General features: G+C 60.9%; 18 protein-coding genes. 6 read left to right on the forward strand and 12 right to left on the reverse strand.

The features are described 5' to 3' along the window. Nucleotides 1–192: 192 nt before the first annotated feature. Both FJ964_RS22560 and FJ964_RS22565 read left to right on the forward strand, forming a co-directional pair. Complete coding sequence (locus FJ964_RS22560; protein ID WP_140552448.1) at nt 193–1,284, forward strand: IS5 family transposase; 1,092 nt, start codon at nt 193–195, stop codon at nt 1,282–1,284. Beyond that, nucleotides 1,281–1,628, forward strand: a complete 348-nt coding sequence (locus FJ964_RS22565) for a hypothetical protein (RefSeq protein WP_140552449.1) — start codon at nt 1,281–1,283, stop codon at nt 1,626–1,628. The genes FJ964_RS22560 and FJ964_RS22565 overlap by 4 nt, the downstream gene beginning before the upstream one ends. Nucleotides 1,629–1,737: 109 nt before the next feature. Here FJ964_RS22565 and FJ964_RS22570 read toward each other — a convergent pair whose 3' ends face one another. Further along, nucleotides 1,738–2,340, reverse strand: a complete 603-nt coding sequence (locus FJ964_RS22570) for an NADPH-dependent F420 reductase (protein ID WP_140552450.1) — start codon at nt 2,338–2,340, stop codon at nt 1,738–1,740. Nucleotides 2,341–2,427: 87 nt separating this feature from the next. After that, nucleotides 2,428–3,162, reverse strand: coding sequence for an SDR family oxidoreductase (locus tag FJ964_RS22575; RefSeq protein ID WP_140552451.1), 735 nt, complete (start codon nt 3,160–3,162; stop codon nt 2,428–2,430). Between the two features lie 277 nt (nt 3,163–3,439). Between FJ964_RS22575 and FJ964_RS22580 the strand changes: the two genes are divergently transcribed. Next, nucleotides 3,440–4,336 carry a LysR family transcriptional regulator gene (locus FJ964_RS22580; protein ID WP_140552452.1) on the forward strand — a complete coding sequence of 299 codons (897 nt, stop codon included), beginning with the start codon at nt 3,440–3,442 and terminating at the stop codon, nt 4,334–4,336. A gap of 24 nt (nt 4,337–4,360) precedes the next feature. Beyond that, nucleotides 4,361–5,026, forward strand: a complete 666-nt coding sequence (locus tag FJ964_RS22585) for a GNAT family N-acetyltransferase (protein ID WP_224713384.1) — start codon at nt 4,361–4,363, stop codon at nt 5,024–5,026. A gap of 150 nt (nt 5,027–5,176) precedes the next feature. On the opposite strand, the gene FJ964_RS22590 is transcribed toward FJ964_RS22585, so the two are convergent. Further along, nucleotides 5,177–6,010: a hypothetical protein gene (locus FJ964_RS22590; RefSeq protein ID WP_140552453.1), complete on the reverse strand. Its 834-nt coding sequence runs from the start codon at nt 6,008–6,010 to the stop codon at nt 5,177–5,179. 560 nt (nt 6,011–6,570) lie between these two features. Here FJ964_RS22590 and folP point away from each other — a divergent pair. Then, nucleotides 6,571–7,347, forward strand: coding sequence for a dihydropteroate synthase (folP, locus tag FJ964_RS22595; RefSeq protein WP_246676211.1), 777 nt, complete (start codon nt 6,571–6,573; stop codon nt 7,345–7,347). Nucleotides 7,348–7,356: 9 nt separating this feature from the next. Here folP and pqqE read toward each other — a convergent pair whose 3' ends face one another. From pqqE to FJ964_RS22640, 8 genes are all read right to left on the reverse strand, one after another. Beyond that, nucleotides 7,357–8,478: a pyrroloquinoline quinone biosynthesis protein PqqE gene (gene pqqE / locus FJ964_RS22600; RefSeq protein WP_140552454.1), complete on the reverse strand. Its 1,122-nt coding sequence runs from the start codon at nt 8,476–8,478 to the stop codon at nt 7,357–7,359. Next, complete coding sequence (gene pqqD / locus FJ964_RS22605) at nt 8,475–8,771, reverse strand: pyrroloquinoline quinone biosynthesis peptide chaperone PqqD (protein WP_140552455.1); 297 nt, start codon at nt 8,769–8,771, stop codon at nt 8,475–8,477. The genes pqqE and pqqD overlap by 4 nt, the downstream gene beginning before the upstream one ends. Continuing rightward, nucleotides 8,768–9,526, reverse strand: a complete 759-nt coding sequence (gene pqqC, locus FJ964_RS22610; RefSeq protein ID WP_140498254.1) for a pyrroloquinoline-quinone synthase PqqC — start codon at nt 9,524–9,526, stop codon at nt 8,768–8,770. Before pqqC ends, pqqD begins: the two co-directional genes overlap by 4 nt. Then, nucleotides 9,523–10,461 carry a pyrroloquinoline quinone biosynthesis protein PqqB gene (gene pqqB, locus FJ964_RS22615; RefSeq protein ID WP_140552456.1) on the reverse strand — a complete coding sequence of 313 codons (939 nt, stop codon included), beginning with the start codon at nt 10,459–10,461 and terminating at the stop codon, nt 9,523–9,525. The genes pqqC and pqqB overlap by 4 nt, the downstream gene beginning before the upstream one ends. Nucleotides 10,462–10,872: 411 nt before the next feature. Continuing rightward, nucleotides 10,873–11,433, reverse strand: coding sequence for a PQQ-dependent catabolism-associated CXXCW motif protein (locus tag FJ964_RS22625; RefSeq protein ID WP_140552457.1), 561 nt, complete (start codon nt 11,431–11,433; stop codon nt 10,873–10,875). Continuing rightward, on the reverse strand, nt 11,430–12,323 hold the full coding sequence (locus FJ964_RS22630; protein ID WP_140552458.1) for a substrate-binding domain-containing protein: 894 nt from the start codon (nt 12,321–12,323) through the stop codon (nt 11,430–11,432). The genes FJ964_RS22625 and FJ964_RS22630 overlap by 4 nt, the downstream gene beginning before the upstream one ends. Next, the gene (locus tag FJ964_RS22635; protein ID WP_140515133.1) at nt 12,295–12,819 is read right to left on the reverse strand and encodes a c-type cytochrome, methanol metabolism-related; all 525 of its coding nucleotides are present in this window, start codon (nt 12,817–12,819) and stop codon (nt 12,295–12,297) included. Before FJ964_RS22635 ends, FJ964_RS22630 begins: the two co-directional genes overlap by 29 nt. 175 nt (nt 12,820–12,994) lie before the next feature. Further along, nucleotides 12,995–14,896: a methanol/ethanol family PQQ-dependent dehydrogenase gene (locus FJ964_RS22640; protein ID WP_140498243.1), complete on the reverse strand. Its 1,902-nt coding sequence runs from the start codon at nt 14,894–14,896 to the stop codon at nt 12,995–12,997. Between the two features lie 686 nt (nt 14,897–15,582). On the opposite strand from FJ964_RS22640, the gene FJ964_RS22645 reads away from it, so the two are divergent. Further along, a complete protein-coding gene (locus FJ964_RS22645; RefSeq protein ID WP_140498241.1) occupies nt 15,583–15,936 on the forward strand; it encodes a hypothetical protein in 354 nt (117 codons plus the stop codon). A gap of 52 nt (nt 15,937–15,988) precedes the next feature. Here FJ964_RS22645 and FJ964_RS22650 read toward each other — a convergent pair whose 3' ends face one another. Then, entirely contained in the window at nt 15,989–16,945 is a 957-nt protein-coding gene (locus tag FJ964_RS22650; protein WP_224713383.1) for a quinoprotein dehydrogenase-associated SoxYZ-like carrier, read from the reverse strand. Nucleotides 16,946–16,962: the final 17 nt, after the last annotated feature.

The raw sequence follows: 16,962 nt of genomic DNA on the forward strand, positions 1-16,962 counted from the left end.
ATCGCTGCCGGCGCAATCGGTTAGTCCGCAGCCCAAAGCTCTACGACCAATTGCGGCCGCCGCATGGCGCACGCTTGACCGCCCCCGCTCTTCGAACGGCGCCTATACGCCGCTAGCAGGCCGTTGAAAAAGTCACTCGCCGCCGAGCCATGAGCGTGATTCATTGGCTTCGAAGGGATTCGGAGGTGAAGGGTGCGCGGCGGCGACGATCGAACTGGCGAGTTGTTCAGCTACGTGGACCATGAGGCGCGGGTGCGACGAGATCATCCGCTGCGGGCCATTCGTGCGATCGTGAACGAGGCGCTGTCGGCGCTGGAGGGGGAGTTCGCGGCGCTGTATTCGTCGATCGGGTGGCCATCGATCCCGCCCGAGAAGCTGCTCAGAGCGATGCTGTTGCAGGCATTCTATTCGATCCGCTCGGAGCGGCTTTTGATGGAGCGGCTGGAATACGATCTCTTATTCCGCTGGTTCGTCGGCATCGGCGTCGACGATGCGGCATGGAACCCTTCAGTGTTCTCGAAGAATCGTGACCGGCTGCTGGAAGGCGACGTCGCGGCGAAGTTCCTGGCGGCGGTCTTGGCACAGCCCAAGGTGAAGAAACTTCTGTCGACGGACCACTTCTCGGTCGACGGCACGCTGATTGAGGCTTGGGCCTCGATGAAGAGCGTCAAAGTGAAGGACGGTTCGGACGAGCCACCGGCGCAAGGCGATGGGCGCAACACCGAAGCAGACTTCCATGGCCGGAAGCGATCGAACGACACGCATGTCTCGACCGCCGATCCGGACGCCAGGCTATACCGCAAGGGCAAAGGCAAAGAGACCAAGCTGTGCTTCATGGGGCATGAGCTGATGGAGAACCGCCATGGTCTGCTGGTCGATGCCTGCCTGACGCTGGCCGACGGACATGCCGAGCGGGTGGCTGCGCTGCACATCATCGGGCCTCGTGCCGACCGGCCGGCCGCGGTCACGCTCGGCGCCGACAAGGCCTATGACGCCGAGGACTTCGTCAACCAGTTGCGCTCGATGCGGGTGACACCGCACGTGGCGCAGAACACGAACGGGCGAAGTTCGGCGATCGATCGCCGCACGACCCGGCACGGCGGCTATTCCGTCAGCCAGTGTATCCGCAAGCGGATCGAGGAAGCGTTCGGTTGGATCAAGACGGTCGCCGGGCAGCCGAAGACCAAGTTGCGCGATCGCGACCGCGTTGGGTGGGCCTTCACCTTCGCGGCTGCCGCCTACAACCTGGTGCGGCTGCCCAAGCTCGTGGCGGTGCCGATATGACTGTGCCCGCAGGCTGCCAGTTGATCGGCCGCTGGCGCATCGTCGAAGCCGATCTGTGGGATCGCAGCTACCTGAACCTCGGCGGCCCCGCCATGATCGCCATCGGCGGCGACAACAATGGCGAGATCGCCTTTGGCGTCCTGCAAGCCGGCCTCGACCTCATCTACAGCCCGTCGATGGTTCACTTCACATGGGCCGGATGTGACGAGATGGACGAAGTCACAGGCGACGGCCACGCCGAACTGCTCGACGACGGCTCGATCGAAATCACATTCACCTACCACAACGGCGACGAGGCCATCCTCAAGGCTATACGGCAGACTTCTTCAACAGCAGCCTGCTAGGCCCACCCCAGCTTCGCGACCTTGTGGTCTTCAAATATTTGATCGCGCGCTGCTCGAAGAGGTTAGCGCGCGACCAGTTCTCGGCGTCGATCACGCGGTCGTAGATCGATTACTGCTCTTTCTTGAACAAATCCTGGAAGATGAGGTGGCCCCAAGTGCGGCCGCGTGCCTGCACCAGCGCGCCACCCTCGCCGAGCTTTCCCAGCTTGACGGGGGCGAACCCGAGTTGTTTGGCCAGGGCCGCCACGGGGGCGGTCGCGTCCTCGTCGTCACCAGACAGAAAGACGACCCGGTGGCCGCCCTCGACGATCGGATCGGCAGCCAGCGTGGCCGCAGCCAGGTGATTGAACCCTTTGACGAGCTTGGCGCCGGTGAACGCCTTCGCGACGAAGGCCGAGGACGGGAGACCGTCCAGTTCTTCGGGGAGAACTCCAAAAGTGTTCATCGCGTCGATGACTGTCTTGCCTTCCCAGTTCGGCAGGGCTTTCGCGACCTCGCGATGCTCCCAGAACGGGACCGCCAAGATGATTGTGTCGGCCTCGAGCGCATCCCGCAGCGACTTGGCGATGACCGTGGGTCCAATCGCCCGAGCCTGCGGCGCCAATGCCTCGGGCGGCCGGCGGCTCGCGACGGCCACCTTGATGTTCTTACGGGCGAAGGCGTGGGCGAGGGCCTGGCCTATTTTACCGAATCCTACAATCGCGTAACTCATAATGTTTCTCCGATCCGTGTTGATGTCGATTCCCGGCCCTCAACGGCGCTGGTCAATTGAATGGAGTGACCGGCCGGGCGTGGCGCCTCAGAGTTGCGCAAGGCCGCCGTCAACGGCGACCTCGCTGGCGGTCATGAAGCTGCTGTCCGACGATGCGAGAAAGGCGGCGACGGCCCCGATCTCCGCCGGATCGGCCATTCGCTGGAGCGGCGTCATCGCGGCGAAGACCTTCTGGCCCTCCTCGCCCAGCGCTTCCTTCGCGAGTTCGGTCGCGGTCGCCCCGGGCGATAGCACGTTGACGCGGATGCCGGTGCCCTTCAGGTCCTCCGCCCAAGTCCGCGCGAGGTTGCGCACTGCCGCCTTGCTTGCGCTGTAGGCGCTCATTGCCGCGGCGCCGGTCGTGCCGGCGCTCGATCCGGTCAGGATTATGGAACCGCCCTGGTCCATCAGCGGCAGCGCCTTCTGGACAGTGAAGATCGTACCCTTCACATTGGTGTCGAAGGTTTCGTCAATGTGCTCGGCGGTGATCTTGCCGAGCGCAAGCTGGCTTCCCGCCCCGGCATTGGCGAAGACGATGTCGAGGGTTCCGCGCTCGGCCTTCACCGTCGCGTAGAGTCGGTCGAGGTCGGCCTCATCCGAGACCGAGCCCGTCACCGCGCGGGCATTGGGCCCGAGCTCGGCCAGAGCCGCGTCGAGCGTTTCCTGCCGGCGGCCGAAGATGAAGACGAAAGCCCCCTCCTCGATGAAGCGCTTTGCCGCAGCGCGGCCAATGCCGGTAGCGCCGCCCGTGATGACTGCAACCTTACCGTTTAACTTTCCCATGACTTTTCCTTCCAGGCTCTGCCTTTGATCGTTCGGGAAGAACCCCGAGAGCCTGGAAATAAGTCTGCAGGGGTCAGGCGTTGAGTGCGGAAGTGCGCACATCGGTGGTGCAAAATCGATCCGGTCGGAGGACTGCCGCCAGTCGCGACGAATCGGTGTCCGTCGTTCGGAATTGGGCCGCGCTCGTCGACATAAGCTATGATAACTGCCCACACTGCTGTACGACTGCGTTGGATACGGGCTTTGGAAAGCGCACCGCGCGGTGCGGGATCGCGCCATGATCGACTGGGATGATGTTCGCTATTTTCTGGCCGTGGCGCGCGGAGGCTCGGTGCGGGCTGCCGGCGAGCGCCTCGGTGTGAACCACTCGACCGTGCTGCGACGCGTTGCACAGCTCGAGGAACGCCTCGGGGCGCAGATGTTCGAAAAGCTGCCTTCGGGCTACCGCCTCACGGCTGCGGGCGAGGAGGTGCTCGAGCTCGCGAACCAGATGGAAGCGTCGTCGCACCAGTTGGAGACACGTGTCTTCGGGCGCGACCAGAGCGTGCGCGGGCTTCTGCGGGTGACATTGGCTCCGACCCTCGCGACACACCTGCTCATGCCGGATTTCGCCGAGTTCGCGCGTCTGCATCCAGACATCGAGATGGACGTCTTATCGTCCGGGGAGCTGGCAAATCTGACCAACCGAGAGGCCGACGTGGCGATCCGCGTCGTCTATGACCGCAAAACCCTGCCGCTCAATCTTCACGGCCTGAAGGGGCCGGAGTTGTTCGGCGGCGTCTATATGTCCCGCGATCGACTGGCCGCCTGGCATGCGGGCGCGCCTGATCCCATCCGGTGGATCGTCATAAGTATTCATGGAATTCCGGACTGGGCCCGCGAGGGCGAGGTTCGTACCACGGGGGTTCCATTCAGGACCACGGACGCCGAGGCGCAGATCGTTGCTGCAAGGCAAGGGCTCGGGATCACGACACTGCCGTGCTTCGTCGGAGATGCCGACCCCCTGCTGGTGAGGGTGCCGGGCACCGAACTGCACATGTACGGAACGCTCTGGCTTCTCACGCAGGGGGAGACACGCAAGACGAAGCGCGTGCGGCTCTTCACGGAATTCGTATCCCGCAGGCTCGCCGCGTACGCTCCGCTTCTCGCGGGACTGTCCCTATCGCGCGACTGACGCTTGGCGGGTTGACGGCCTGCCTTGCCGAAGGCTTTCTGGGGGGCTTGCCGGCTGGTTCATGATCGCCGCTTTCCGGCTATCATTGGCACCCCCTCAGGTGAAAATGCTTCGATGGAAACTGTCCGATTTCCCAAGCTCACGACACCAAGGCTCGTGCTTCGGGTGCCGAGAAAACGGGATATCCCGGCATGGTTTGCGCGCGCGACGGATGTCGAATCCGCCTCTCTTGCCGGCGATCCTGTTCCCGACGACATAAGCGCGGGCGAGCGATGGTTCGCCCGTTCGCGCCAGCGGTTCGCTGACGGTACGGCGATCCAGTGGTCCATAGATCAAGTAGGAGTTTCGGAAGCGATCGGGACAATAACCTTGTCCTTCGGCGCAACCGACGCCAAGGCAGCTGCATTGGGATTTGTGCTCGCGCGTGCGCATTGGGGGCACGGACTGGGCAGCGAGGCGGCGCGCGAAGTTCTCCGCTACGCTTTCGAAACTCTGGCACTTGAACGGGTGACGGCCGAAGCGGCGGCGCGCAATTTTGCCTCGGTGCGGATATTTGCGAAGCTCGGATTCAAACATGTCGAGAGCTTCATCGATGAGTCCGACGGCGAGCGTTGCGAGCGCTTTACGCTCGACCGAGACATCGGGCCGTCACTGTTGGCGAGCAACGCGATGCCGGACTTCCCGGCTTGAGCCATCGCAGGCCGGAATTCGCCGTGCGCAAGACGCCCGGTCATCGCCCGCCACGGATAAGCTAGCAGTTAGACAACAATGGCCAGCGGAACGATCCCGCCATTTCCGTGGACAAGACCAACGGCTGGACGCGATCGATCGAGTGCAAGATCAGTTGGTGTTGGCGGTGAACCCGCACTGCTTCTGCTCCATATCGATCTGCTTCGTGATGCGGACGGCGTTCTGTGCGTAGGCTTCCGTCACGGAGCCACTATTCACGGTCTTGTCCTTCAGCGGACTCACGCCTGCGCAGAGGTGGAAAACATGCGGCTCGGTGGATTTCGCGGCTCCGTTTTCGGGCGCGATCCAGTAGACGACGTCCTGCCCTGCGGGGTGGCTCGCGTCCTTCGTCGCCGCCGCCACCGCGGCGGTGTCCGCCGCGATCGCCTGCGCCTGAGCGGCGACGTCGGGCGAACAGGCGGTGGTGGGCTGCCCCGACTTGATCTGGGCTGCGCATGCGTTCATGTCCTGGGTGTATTGTTCGACCGACGGGGGTTTGAAACTGATCCCCATGATCGTCGCGAGCACGGCCAGCGCAGCACCCACGCCGCCGGCAACCTTCTTTGTCCGTGGATCCATGTTTTTGTCGGTGAGGATCAGGAAAACCAGCGGGAGGAAGGCAATCAGCGTGATGATTGCGCCGAGCTGGTTCTGGAAGAAGAACCTGGCCGTGTCGGATGCGCGGGCCGGATCGTGCCTGTTGGCCGCCTTCCACAGCAAGTTGCCGGCGATTGCGAAAATCGCGATGCCGACCAGAAGGCCGATGATCAGCGGCAGGTGTGCCTGGTCGAACTTGTTCTGGCGAAGCAGCATAATCCCGTAGATCTCGCCGCCAATGGCGACAATCCACGAGAGTGCGGCGAAAAGGCGAAGACGTGTGGCGGAGGACTTCTGGCCCTGCGTCGCCTGCCAATCCTTGGTAACGTCTGGCTTGTTGTCGGTCATGGACCAGATCCCCCGATATCGACACTTATGCGGGTGGCATTACCCGCCTGCGCAGCCTCGTTGAACGTACATTACCTGCCTTAGCGACGCGACGACAATGTGAGCGCCACGGCAGGCCTCATCCTCATACATATTGCGCATGAGTGAAGCCGTCCATACCCACGAAGGCAGACGCCTACCGGGCGACGGCTCCGTGGTCTCTGGCCCGAACTGACGACACCAGCCGAAAATCGAAATTGCCATCCCGCGGGTCCCTCCCTCGGGACCTTTTCGCACACCTGCGGTGCCCGAACATTGGCTTTTCGCACTGCGGGGTTATGATAAGCCTAGGCAAGCCGAAAGATCGAATAAGACACGAATTCCGCAATGACGATGACCACGACACCAACTGCGGTATTGCGTGGCACGGAGGTCAGCATCCCTCGCGAGAATGCACCCGGCAGACTATGTCCGAGCGATCACCAGGGAGGCATGGCGTCGATGCTCGCCGCGCTCGCCGGATGAACCGTTGGCAACTTGCTCATGGACGCTATCTCGATCTTGGTGCGAGATCGTTGTTGATGGGGATCTTGAACGTTACGCCGGACAGTTTTTCCGACGGGGGAGAATTCGATCGGCCGGAGCGGGCACTCGAACAGGCCCGGCGTATGATCGGCGAGGGCGCGGCGATCATTGACGTCGGGGGCGAGTCGACCAGGCCCGGCGCCGGCAGCGTTTCGGCGCTTGAGGAACAATCGCGTATCCTCCCGATCATCGAGGCGCTGTCGTCCGACGGCAACAGCATCGTCTCGGTTGATACCTATCGGGCCGAGACGGCGCGTCTCGCGGTCGCGGCGGGCGCACATATCGTCAACGACGTACATGGCCTGCAGCGCGAACCCGACATCGCGCACGTCGCGGCGGAAACCGGCGCTGGCCTTGTCATCATGCACACCGGGCGCGACCGGGAAAAATTGGCGGATGTAATCGCCGACCAGTTCCTGTTCCTGAACAGATCGCTGGAGATCGCGCGCAACGCCGGCATCACGGACGACCGCATCGTGCTGGACCCAGGCTTCGCTTTCGCCAAGAGCGGAGAGGAGAACCTTGAACTCATGGCTCGCTTCGGCGAATTGCGCGCTCTTGGTTTTCCATGGCTCGTCGGCACCTCGCGCAAGCGCCTTGCCCACCACCTGGTCGGCGAAAGCGACGAAGGGCGGGACGTTGGCACAGCGGCAACCAGCGTCATCCTGCGATTGAAGGGTGCTTCGATTTTTCGTGTGCACAATGTCGGGATCAATCGCGATGCCCTGGCTTTCGCCGACGCAGTGCGCGAGCGCGACAATACGGCGGAATGAAAGAACCTGTCAGGCGGGCTCGGTCACGACGCCGATACGCCGGTAGGTGAATGGTTCGTCCTCCGAAGAAACTGTCGCGGTGCGCTTGGCTTCGTCGATCAGCATCGCCATGCGCGCGTGGATCGGCGACTTCGCGCAAGCCGGATCCGTTGCGGCGGCATCGCCGGCGATCGCCATCGCCTGGCAGCGGCAACCGCCCCAGTCGATCTCGCGCCGTTCACAGCTGCGACAGGGTTCCTGCATCCAGTCCGTGCCGCGGAAGGCATTGAACGCCGGCGAATCGGCCCAGATCGAGGATAGGGTGTGTGGTTTGAAACGCTCGAAGCTGAGCGACGGGATCGTCTGCGCGGCATGGCACGGCAACACGGTGCCGTCAGGCGCCACCATGAACGCGTCACGCGCCCAGCCACCCATGCACGGTTTGGGGTAGATTGCGAAATAGTCCGGTGTCACGAAATCGATGTTGATAATGCCGGCCAGCCGCTCGCGTGCTTCCGCGACGATCTCCGCCTGCCGGTCGACTGCTGCACGCTCGGGCATCAGCTGATCGCGATTTATCAAAGCCCAGCCAGCGTACTGGACGTTGGCGATCTCGAGCCTCTCCGCGTCCAGCGAAATGGCGAGATCGATAAAATCCGGTACCTCCTCGATGTTATGGCGATGGATCGGCGCGTTGATGGTGAGAGGCAAGCCGGCAGCTCGCGCGCGGCGTGCCGTCTCCAGCTTCTTGTCGTGGCTGCCTTTGTGGTTGCCGATGCGTTCGGTGGTCGCCGGCCGTGCGCCCTGAAAGCTCAATTGCAGGTGGTCGAGCCCGGCTTCGGCAAATGCTTCGATGCGACCCTCGGCGATGCCGACGCCAGCGGTAATCAGATTGGTGTAGACGCCGCGCGCTGAAAGTCCGGCGATCAATTGCTCGAGGTCGCGGCGCAGCGTCGGCTCACCGCCGGACAGATGCACCTGCAGAACGCCGAGATCGGCGGCCTCCGAGAACAGGTTGAGCCAGGTCTGTGTGTCGAGTTCGCGATTGGCCTTCTGCAATTCGAGCGGATTGGAACAATAAGGGCATTGCAGCGGGCAGCGATGTGTCAGTTCCGCCAGCATGCCGATAGGAGGGAGGAGGGGCGTGCTCATAGCTTCACCAGCAGCTTGTCCGACCACTCTTGCAGGAAGGCGATGACGTCGGCCGCCACGGCCTCCTCCTCGGCCTCATAATCCGTGGCAAGGCCGGCGATGATTTCGCCGACCGTGGACCGTCCGTCGCAGCGCCGCAATATGTCGAGGCTGATATCGTTCGGCCAGAATATTCTCTCCGGTGAAAGCACGGCGAATGCCTGCCGCACGGAATCGTACTGTATGCGCACATGTTTCGGCAGGAAGGGTACCGATCGCAGCGACACCAAGGCTCTTTCGCGCAGCATCATCATGGGGCTGCCTCGGGGCGGAAGGCGCCGGGCGGTATATTTCCTGGCTCGCCATAGGCGTGTTGAAGCGCATCAAGCATGGCCCAGAGTATATCGCATTTGAATACCAGCGCATCTATTGCCTGCTGCTGGCGTTCCGCCGTATCGGCATGGCTGAGCACGTAGGTGAGGGCGAAGTCGGCGTCGCGTGAGGCTTGTTCGGGTCGTTGCTTGAAATAGGCCAGCGTATCCTCGGTGATATAATCGTATTTGGCCAGCATCGCCGGTACGCGCTCGCCGATGATAAGCGGTGAGAACATCTCGGTCAGCGACGACGCGACCGCCTCGAACAGCGTCCGGTTGGTGCAAAAGGAGAGGTAGGCCCCCACGGCGAACCGTGTCGCCGGCAGTGCCAGCCTTTCGCTCTTCACGGCCTCGGCGTCCAGGCCGAGCGAGGTTGCCAGATGCAGCCAGCGCGCGATACCGCCGCTCCAGCCGTCCTCCCCGTCATGGTCTTCGATACGTTTGCGCCAGGCGGCGCGAAACGCCGGATCCTCGGCATGTGCGAGGATCATGGCATCCTTGCGCGGGATGACAGCCTGGTAGCAATAACGGTTCAGCGCCCAGGCCTTCATCTCGGCCTTCGACAGCGCGCCGCTGGTCATCCTGTGGTGGAAGGGATGATGATTGTGGTAGCGCTCGGCGCCGACCTGCCTCAGCACGGCTTCCAGATCGCTCGTGGACAGGCCGCCTTTGGCCGCATCGCGGAAATCGTTCAAAATTCCATCTCCATGCCGTCGCCTGCGACCTCCCATCCTGCCGCCTTGACTGCCGCGTGTTCGGCCGAATTCTCGTCAAGGATCGGATTGGTGTTGTTGATATGGACGAAGACGCGGCGGCCCAGCCTCACATCGGCCAGGCCGGCGATCGAACCCGCGTCTCCCGAAATCGCCAGATGTCCCATGCGCGCGCCGGTTTTCTGACCGACGCCGGCGACGATCATCTCGTCGTCGGTGTAGACAGTGCCGTCGAACAGAAGACAGGCTGCATCGCAAAGACGGGCGCGCAGCCTCGCATCGATGCGCGCGCAGCCTGGAATGTAGAAGACAGAATCGCGGCTGCCGATACCCGCAATTCGGACTCCAATCGTGTCACCGGCGTCGGAGCTGAAATTGGCATCCGGATGGTCTTTGTCCTCCAGATAGAGTGCTATCTTTCCAGGCACCGGAAAGCTCTCGATCATCACGCCGGTCTCGCTGCCTTCGGCATCGCAGATGACCAATTCTTTCGCTGTCGGCAGGATGCGCCGCGGCACGACCGCCGGATCGAGAACGTTGAAAATCGAATTCGCCTCCAGCGTCGCCAGAACCTGCGCCGTTGCGTAGATGGCGAAAGGCTGCCGCTCGCGCAGGCTGAGCAGTCCGGCGATATGATCGACATCGGCATTGGTCAGCACCACCGCGCGGATAGGGGTCGAGCGCATCGGCGCGTCGCCCGCAGGTTGCAACTCAGGCGTTGCCGCGATCTGCTGGCGAATGTCGGGAGAGGCATTGAAAAGAACCCATCCGACCCCATCCGCCGAGGCGATGACACTTGATTGGGTTCGTGAATGCACGCCAGCCATCCCGGAACGGGCCGCACGACTGAGACGATAATTGCAATTCCATTGCGGAAAGCCGCCGCCTGCCGCCGATCCGATGATCCTCAAATGCATGAAAATGCCCGCCCCGCGGCTTCTCTGACCAGCAGGCAATTTGCAGCCCTGAAAAGTGCCGCGCGCGCCCTACACGCGTCAAAACCTTTCGCCAAAACCCATGCGGGGATGCGTGCCCCTGTTGCCAGGGACACGCACCTCTGCGGCCTACCTCTTGGGAGTAATTTCGGCAGGCAGATACCGGGAAATTTCCATGCCCGCGGCAACCTGGCACATGGTCGGTTTTTTCCAGTTCTTCTTCATGACATTTCTCCTCTTATACCAGTCCGGAGGGACCGATCCCTGTTGTTAGCCAACCATTGCAGGGCACCGAAGCAATGGCTCGTCCATCACGTCTCAAATGGACAAACGAAAAAGTAGGTTTTGAAAAATCGAAAAGCAAACTACCGGGAATAATTGCATAACATTCCTTCAATTGTTCGTTTCATACGGTTTTTTCACCTCCAGCGGAAGATTTGCACCTTCCCATCCATCAGCACCGAGTGGATACCAGATTACCGAACTGTAGCCCCACTCGATCGCCCGTTTGGCGGCATTCCAGGACATCCAGCAATTCGTCATGCAATAGAACAGAATCGCTCGCGATTTGTCCGTGCCGGCCTTGGCTTCGAGGCCTTGGCGAAAATAGCTGGTGGTCTCCTGCGAAATAGCGCCGTATCCCACGTTGGCCAGCCATGTACTGCCTGGAATGTCCTTTCTAACCTTGTCTCTCCATATCGTTCCTGCCGGCAAATTGGTCGGCTTGGGCGTGTTCGGCATCACGTCGAAGAAGACTGCTTTCTTCGCTCGCCACAGCGCTTCAGCTTCCGCCGTCGTCACCACCCTGGCGCCTCGCAGCGTCGGCGGCACCGGCGCCCGATAGTCATCCATCCGGTACCCGCTGGGTTCGGCGATCTCGCCAGCGCGCGCCGGTTCGGCCAGACCCATAAGGCTCGCAGCGACCAGCAAAAAAACAGCCTCCTTTCCCTTCATTGGGTGATCGGATTGTCGTGTTCATCGATCAGCGGCACATTGTAACTCAGCAGGAGCCTGTTGATCTCCGCCTGGTTTTCCCTGATCACCCGGTTGAGCGTCCGCTTCCATTCCTGGTCGGACGGACGTACGCCCATGGTGATGCGGTAAGACATGCGGGAGCCGGTTTTTTCCTTTAGCAGCGGAACAACCGCCACATCGGCTCCAAGTTGCTTGGCATAGTAGCCTGCCATCGGTCCCCACAGGACCGCCGCGTCGATCTTGTGGGCCAGCATGTCCTTGATCATGACCTCTCCCATGGAGGGGGTGACACGCGTATCCACCGCAAGCGGATAGATCTTGGCGGTCCGCAGAAGCTTGTTGGCGGCCATATTGGCGGTTGGCGGCGTGCGCTCGACAACCCCGATCGTCTTGCCCGTGAGTTTTGGATCCTCGATCGTTTCGACGCCTTCCATATCGTTGCCTTTCGGGTAGACCAGCACATAGGCGGAGCGATAGTAAGCGTTGGTGTTCTGCACCAGTTCATCGCCTTGGGCATAGCCCATGATGATGTCGCATCGGTTGGCCCCGAGCGTGTTGCGAACGAAGCCGGTGACAAGTGGAAACCAGGTGTAGGCGACGGACTTCCGTCCGGTTTTCGCGGCTACCAGTTCGGCAAGTTTGTTTTCGAAGCCTTCGCCGCTCTTGTCGGTGAAGGGCATATTCGAAGGATCGGCGCAGACGCGCAGAATGTCGGGATCGACCAGTTCTCCCGCCGCGCCGAGGCCGGCGCCTTGCGCCTGCGCGTTCGATGGCAACAAGGCCAGCGCGCCGAGGATCGGCAGAACGACGCGCAGTTTCGATGCCCCGCAGCCGTTCATGTCATCCGCCCATGCAGGATGCTTCGGCATCCTTCGCCGCCTGCGGCTTGTCTTCGTGCTTGGGCGGCCTGCCGCGTGGCGCCGCACCATCGGCGCGCGCGCGCAGGTAGACATAGAGATCGTCCAGGTAGCAATAGACGTTCTTGTTGTCGCCAAAGGCAGGCATGACGTTTTCCTTGCCGCCGCCGACATTCTTGCGGCCCTCGGCGACGATCGAGAGGAACGTGGCGTAGTCCATGGTTTTCAAGCTGTTGACCAGGGCCGGCGCATAGCTCGAACCTGTCGCATCCTGTCCGTGACAGACATGGCAATCGGAGTGATACCGGCGGTAGCCGCTGAACGTGTACCAGTCGACGGTTCCGTTCTCGATCTTGTAGGTCGGATTTCCATCCGCATCCAAATACTTGCCGCCTTCTTGCTTCACCGCCTTGGCTTTTTCCATGCTGTCCTCGGCCCACGCCACGCCTGAGCTTGCCAGAGGCAGCAGAGCCAGGACGAAAGCCGAAATTACAATGCGAACGGACATTCAGACGCTTCCTTCATTTGCCGTGGACACGGTTTTGCTGTCGTGGCCGGCATTGATCGGTGTGTTGGGGGTGCAACCGCATCGAGAGCCCGGCCATGGTTTCGGATGATCCGGGCTCTCGTTTTCATGCCTCCGGTCCAACAAGACCTGAGGCGTGCTTAAGGTTCCCCGCCCGTCAGTCCGGGAGACCGAAGACGGTGAGCTGACCGCCCAGCGTCGTATAGTCGGCAAGTGCCGCATAGCCGCCGACGGCACCCAGGCCAGCGGTACCAACGACCGCGGACTGATCGCCTTGCGCACGGCCCTGATCGACGGCGCCATGCCAGGCAGCGGCGTTGTCAGGCGAAAGCAGACCGCCTGCCAGACCGATGCCTGCCCACCCGCCGACGCCGGACAGAACGGCGATGTACTGCTTGCCGTCATGTTCGTACGTGGTGATGTTGCCGATGATGCCGGACGGGGTCTTGAACTTGTAAAGTTCCTTGCCGTCCTTATCGACCGCCTTGATGTAGCCTTCGAGCGTACCGTAGAAGACGACGTCGCCATCTGTCGCCAACGCGCCTGACCACACGGAGAACTTCTCAGGCTTCGACCAGACGATCTCGCCCTTGGCCGCATCCCAGGCAATGAAGTTGCCCATGCTGCCGTCGCCGCCAGGTGCCGGGTACATCGACACTGTCGCGCCAACATAAGGCTGACCGGCGGTGTAGCTTACCTTGTAGGGCTCATAGTCCATGCAGACATGGTTGGTCGGGACATAGAACAGGCCGGTTTTCGGCGAATAGGCAGCCGGCTGCTGATCCTTCGTTCCAAGCGCCGCCGGGCAAATACCCGTCGAGTTGGTGTCTTCGCCATTCTGCTGGGTCGAATATTTCGCCACGACCTGCGGGCGACCATACTGTTCGCTCTTTGGGTCCATGACGACTTCCGTCGCCCAGTTCACCGCTGGATCGTATTTTTTGGCGACGAGAAGCTCGCCGGTGGCGCGATCCATGGTGTAGGCGAAACCATTACGATCGAAATGCACCAGCACGTCGTGTTTGGCGCCATTGACCTCCATGCCATCGACGAGGATCATCTCGTTGATGCCGTCATAGTCCCATTCGTCATGCGGGGTCATCTGGTAGAGCCATTTGGCAACACCGGTATCGGCATCGCGGGCCATGATCGTCATTGACCAGCGGTTGTCGCCAGGCCGTTGGACCGGGTTCCACGTCGAGGGATTGCCGGTGCCGTAGTAGACCAGGTTCAGCTTGGGATCATAGGAATACCATCCCCATGTCGTGCCACCGCCCGTCTTCCATTGCTCGCCTTCCCAGGTGTTGGTGCCGGAATCCTTGCCTACCGGCTTGCCCAGCTGCGTGGTTTTCTCGGGATCGATCAGGGTGTCGGCGTCTGGACCTTCCGAATAGGCTTTCCAGGCAAGTTTGCCGTCTTTCAGATTGTAGGCGGCCAGCCAGCCGCGAACGCCGAATTCGGCGCCGGACACGCCGATGAGTACCTTATCCTTGACCACGACGGGGGCAGCCGTGCCGGATTCGCCCTTGCCGCCGTCGGTCATGTCGCCATTCTTGACCGACCAGACGACCTTGCCGGTCTTTGCATCGAGGGCGACGACCGTCGTGTCGGCCTGATTGAGAATGATCTTGCCGTCACCATAGGCAACACCGCGGTTGACCGTGTCGCAACACATGATCGGAATGACATTCGGATCCTGTTTGGGCTCGTATTTCCAGAGGATCTTCCCGTCATTCTTGAGGTCGAGCGCAAAGACATTGTTCGGGAAGGGCGTATGGACATACATCACATCGCCGATGATCAGCGGTCCACCCTCATGCCCGCGCAGCACGCCGGTGGAAAAGGTCCATTTGACCTGCAGATTTTTCACATTATCCGCAGTAATCTGGTTGAGTTTGGAATAGCGGGTGTTGGCGTAGTCACCCGTCTGCATCGCCCAGTTCTTCGCATCCGAAGCGAGCTTTGCAAGATCCTCGTTAGCCGACGCCGTATAGGCCGCGCCGAGCGACAGAAACGCCGCGGTGGTTAGAATATACGTAGCTTTCGTAAGTACACGCATCCGAATTCCTCCCGGGGTTCACAGTGATGAATCGACTGTTAGGCCCACAAGGGCTCGCCCAAGCGATTCACGGGGGGGAAATATTTCCGGCAGCGTGTCACGACCTAAGCCAGATGTGCAGAGGGCACCGTTACTGCCCACCTCACTTTGGCCTACGAAAGACTGTCGCCGCTCCCTAATGACGGTGACGCCCTTGAAGCCGGAAACAGGGAAAGGCTATGTCATCCCAAAAGGCTAGGCAAGAAAAAAAGGCCTAGTGCATTGTTGCACCGCAATACTCTAAATGATGCACTGCAATATACAGAAATGAACAGAGCTACAAGCCTAATATGAAGTGTTTTTCGCCCCCGGGGGGGCCGAGAATGGTATTAAAATAGTCTTGCTGTCGATCTTTCGATTCTAATTTACACTGAGGTTATTTGCTAATGTTTATCGATGCCCATCGTCGATGACATGTGAAAAGTCTCGTCGTTCCCCGGTATTGAGCGAGATACGAAGCGGTCGTGGGAGCCTGGGCGCGGAGCCGGTCATCAAGTCGTCATGCACAGCTATCGCTCGTGGACAGCCCTTTCCTCCTTTGGTCGTATACGGAACCCATGGGTGCTTGACTGGCTTTACGGCGCGTTGCCAACTGGCACGCCGATCCCGTCCGGGCGCATCGAACCCGGACCAACCGGAGGTTCCTCATGATCAGATATGTTGGATTTTCGACCTTGCCACTGCTCTTCACCGCGACACTGGCCATCGCAAACCCGGCGGGCGCTGCGGGAGACTATCCCACGGTAACGGTTGTCGACTACGTGCTCGGCTGCATGCGAACGAACGGCCAGACGCGTCAGGCTCTGGAAAGCTGTTCCTGCTCGATCGACGTCATCGCCTCGATCCTTCCCTACGACCACTATGAGACGGCTGAGACCTTCAAGAGCATGTCTTTGACAACGGGGGAAAACGCAGGGCTGTTTCGCGAAAGCGCACCGGCGAAGGCAGCCCGTACAGAGCTGAAGCGCGCGCAGTCGGAAGCCGACGTGCGTTGCTTCTAAAGATCAAGCGTGGCCATCGCGGTGGCAGTGCGGCATATCATATTTCGAGACTTCAGAGCCCCGTTTTCTCCAGCGGCCACTGATTGCGGAATACCTTGCCATCCGTATCGATCGCTTCGACCTGGATTTCACCATTGCCGTGCGCCGTGAAATCGAATCGGAAATTGGGGTCTTCCGAAATCGATATTCCACCTTCCATCGAGAGGATCGGCCGGCCGGCTTGCGAGATCGACAGCTTCTGAACAAAATGCGCGGGAATGAAATACTGGGTCAGTGGATCCCGCTGCAGGCCCGAATTGTTCGGGTGGCGGATCATCAACTGCAACTCCTCTGCCTTGCTCATCGTCTCCTGGGGTGGGAACTGGCGTAACTTCATCTGCCCCATCGTCGCCATGGCCTCGTCCTGGTTCTTGACCGCAGGGGCGGAGCAGCCGCCTGACGCCTTGACGAAGGTCTGAGCCATGTGGAGTTGGCCGCCTTGAGTCTCCGCTATGGCACGCAAATAAGAATAGTCGTTGACACGCACGCGCGTCGACAGATGTGTCACGCCGGCGTCCTTGCCGATCTGGAACGTTGCCGCCACCGGCGCAGGATTGGCGTCGATGATCAAGGTCACGGATTTGATGCCGTCCGGCGCCTTGGCTGGGTCGACATAGATGTCGACAGGTACGATGGCGGCATCTTGCGCCCGCTTTGGCGCTTCGATCCTCACGACGCCAGTATCGACCAGAATAGCCCGGTCGCCGAACACGTCGCCTTTCAAGTCTTCCCAGATCTTCTCCGAAGAAGCCGTTGTTTGCTGTGCGTTGGCGGCTGAGGAGACGCCGAAAAGCGTACCGATGGTCAAGATGATTGTGGCCAGGAACGATGCAAGCGACAAGGCGAACTGCCTGCTCGCGTAAGCGTGATTTTGCATTTCGATGCCTCCACCAATGCAACAGAGGTGGTGCCCAGGCTGGCTTCTAGAATATGCCTTTGATGACGCGTTGGCAAATCGCCCCAATTCCATGATCTCTGGCGCATGTC

The sequence above is a fragment of the Mesorhizobium sp. B2-3-2 genome (assembly GCF_006442295.1).
Taxonomy (GTDB): Bacteria; Pseudomonadota; Alphaproteobacteria; order Rhizobiales; family Rhizobiaceae; genus Mesorhizobium.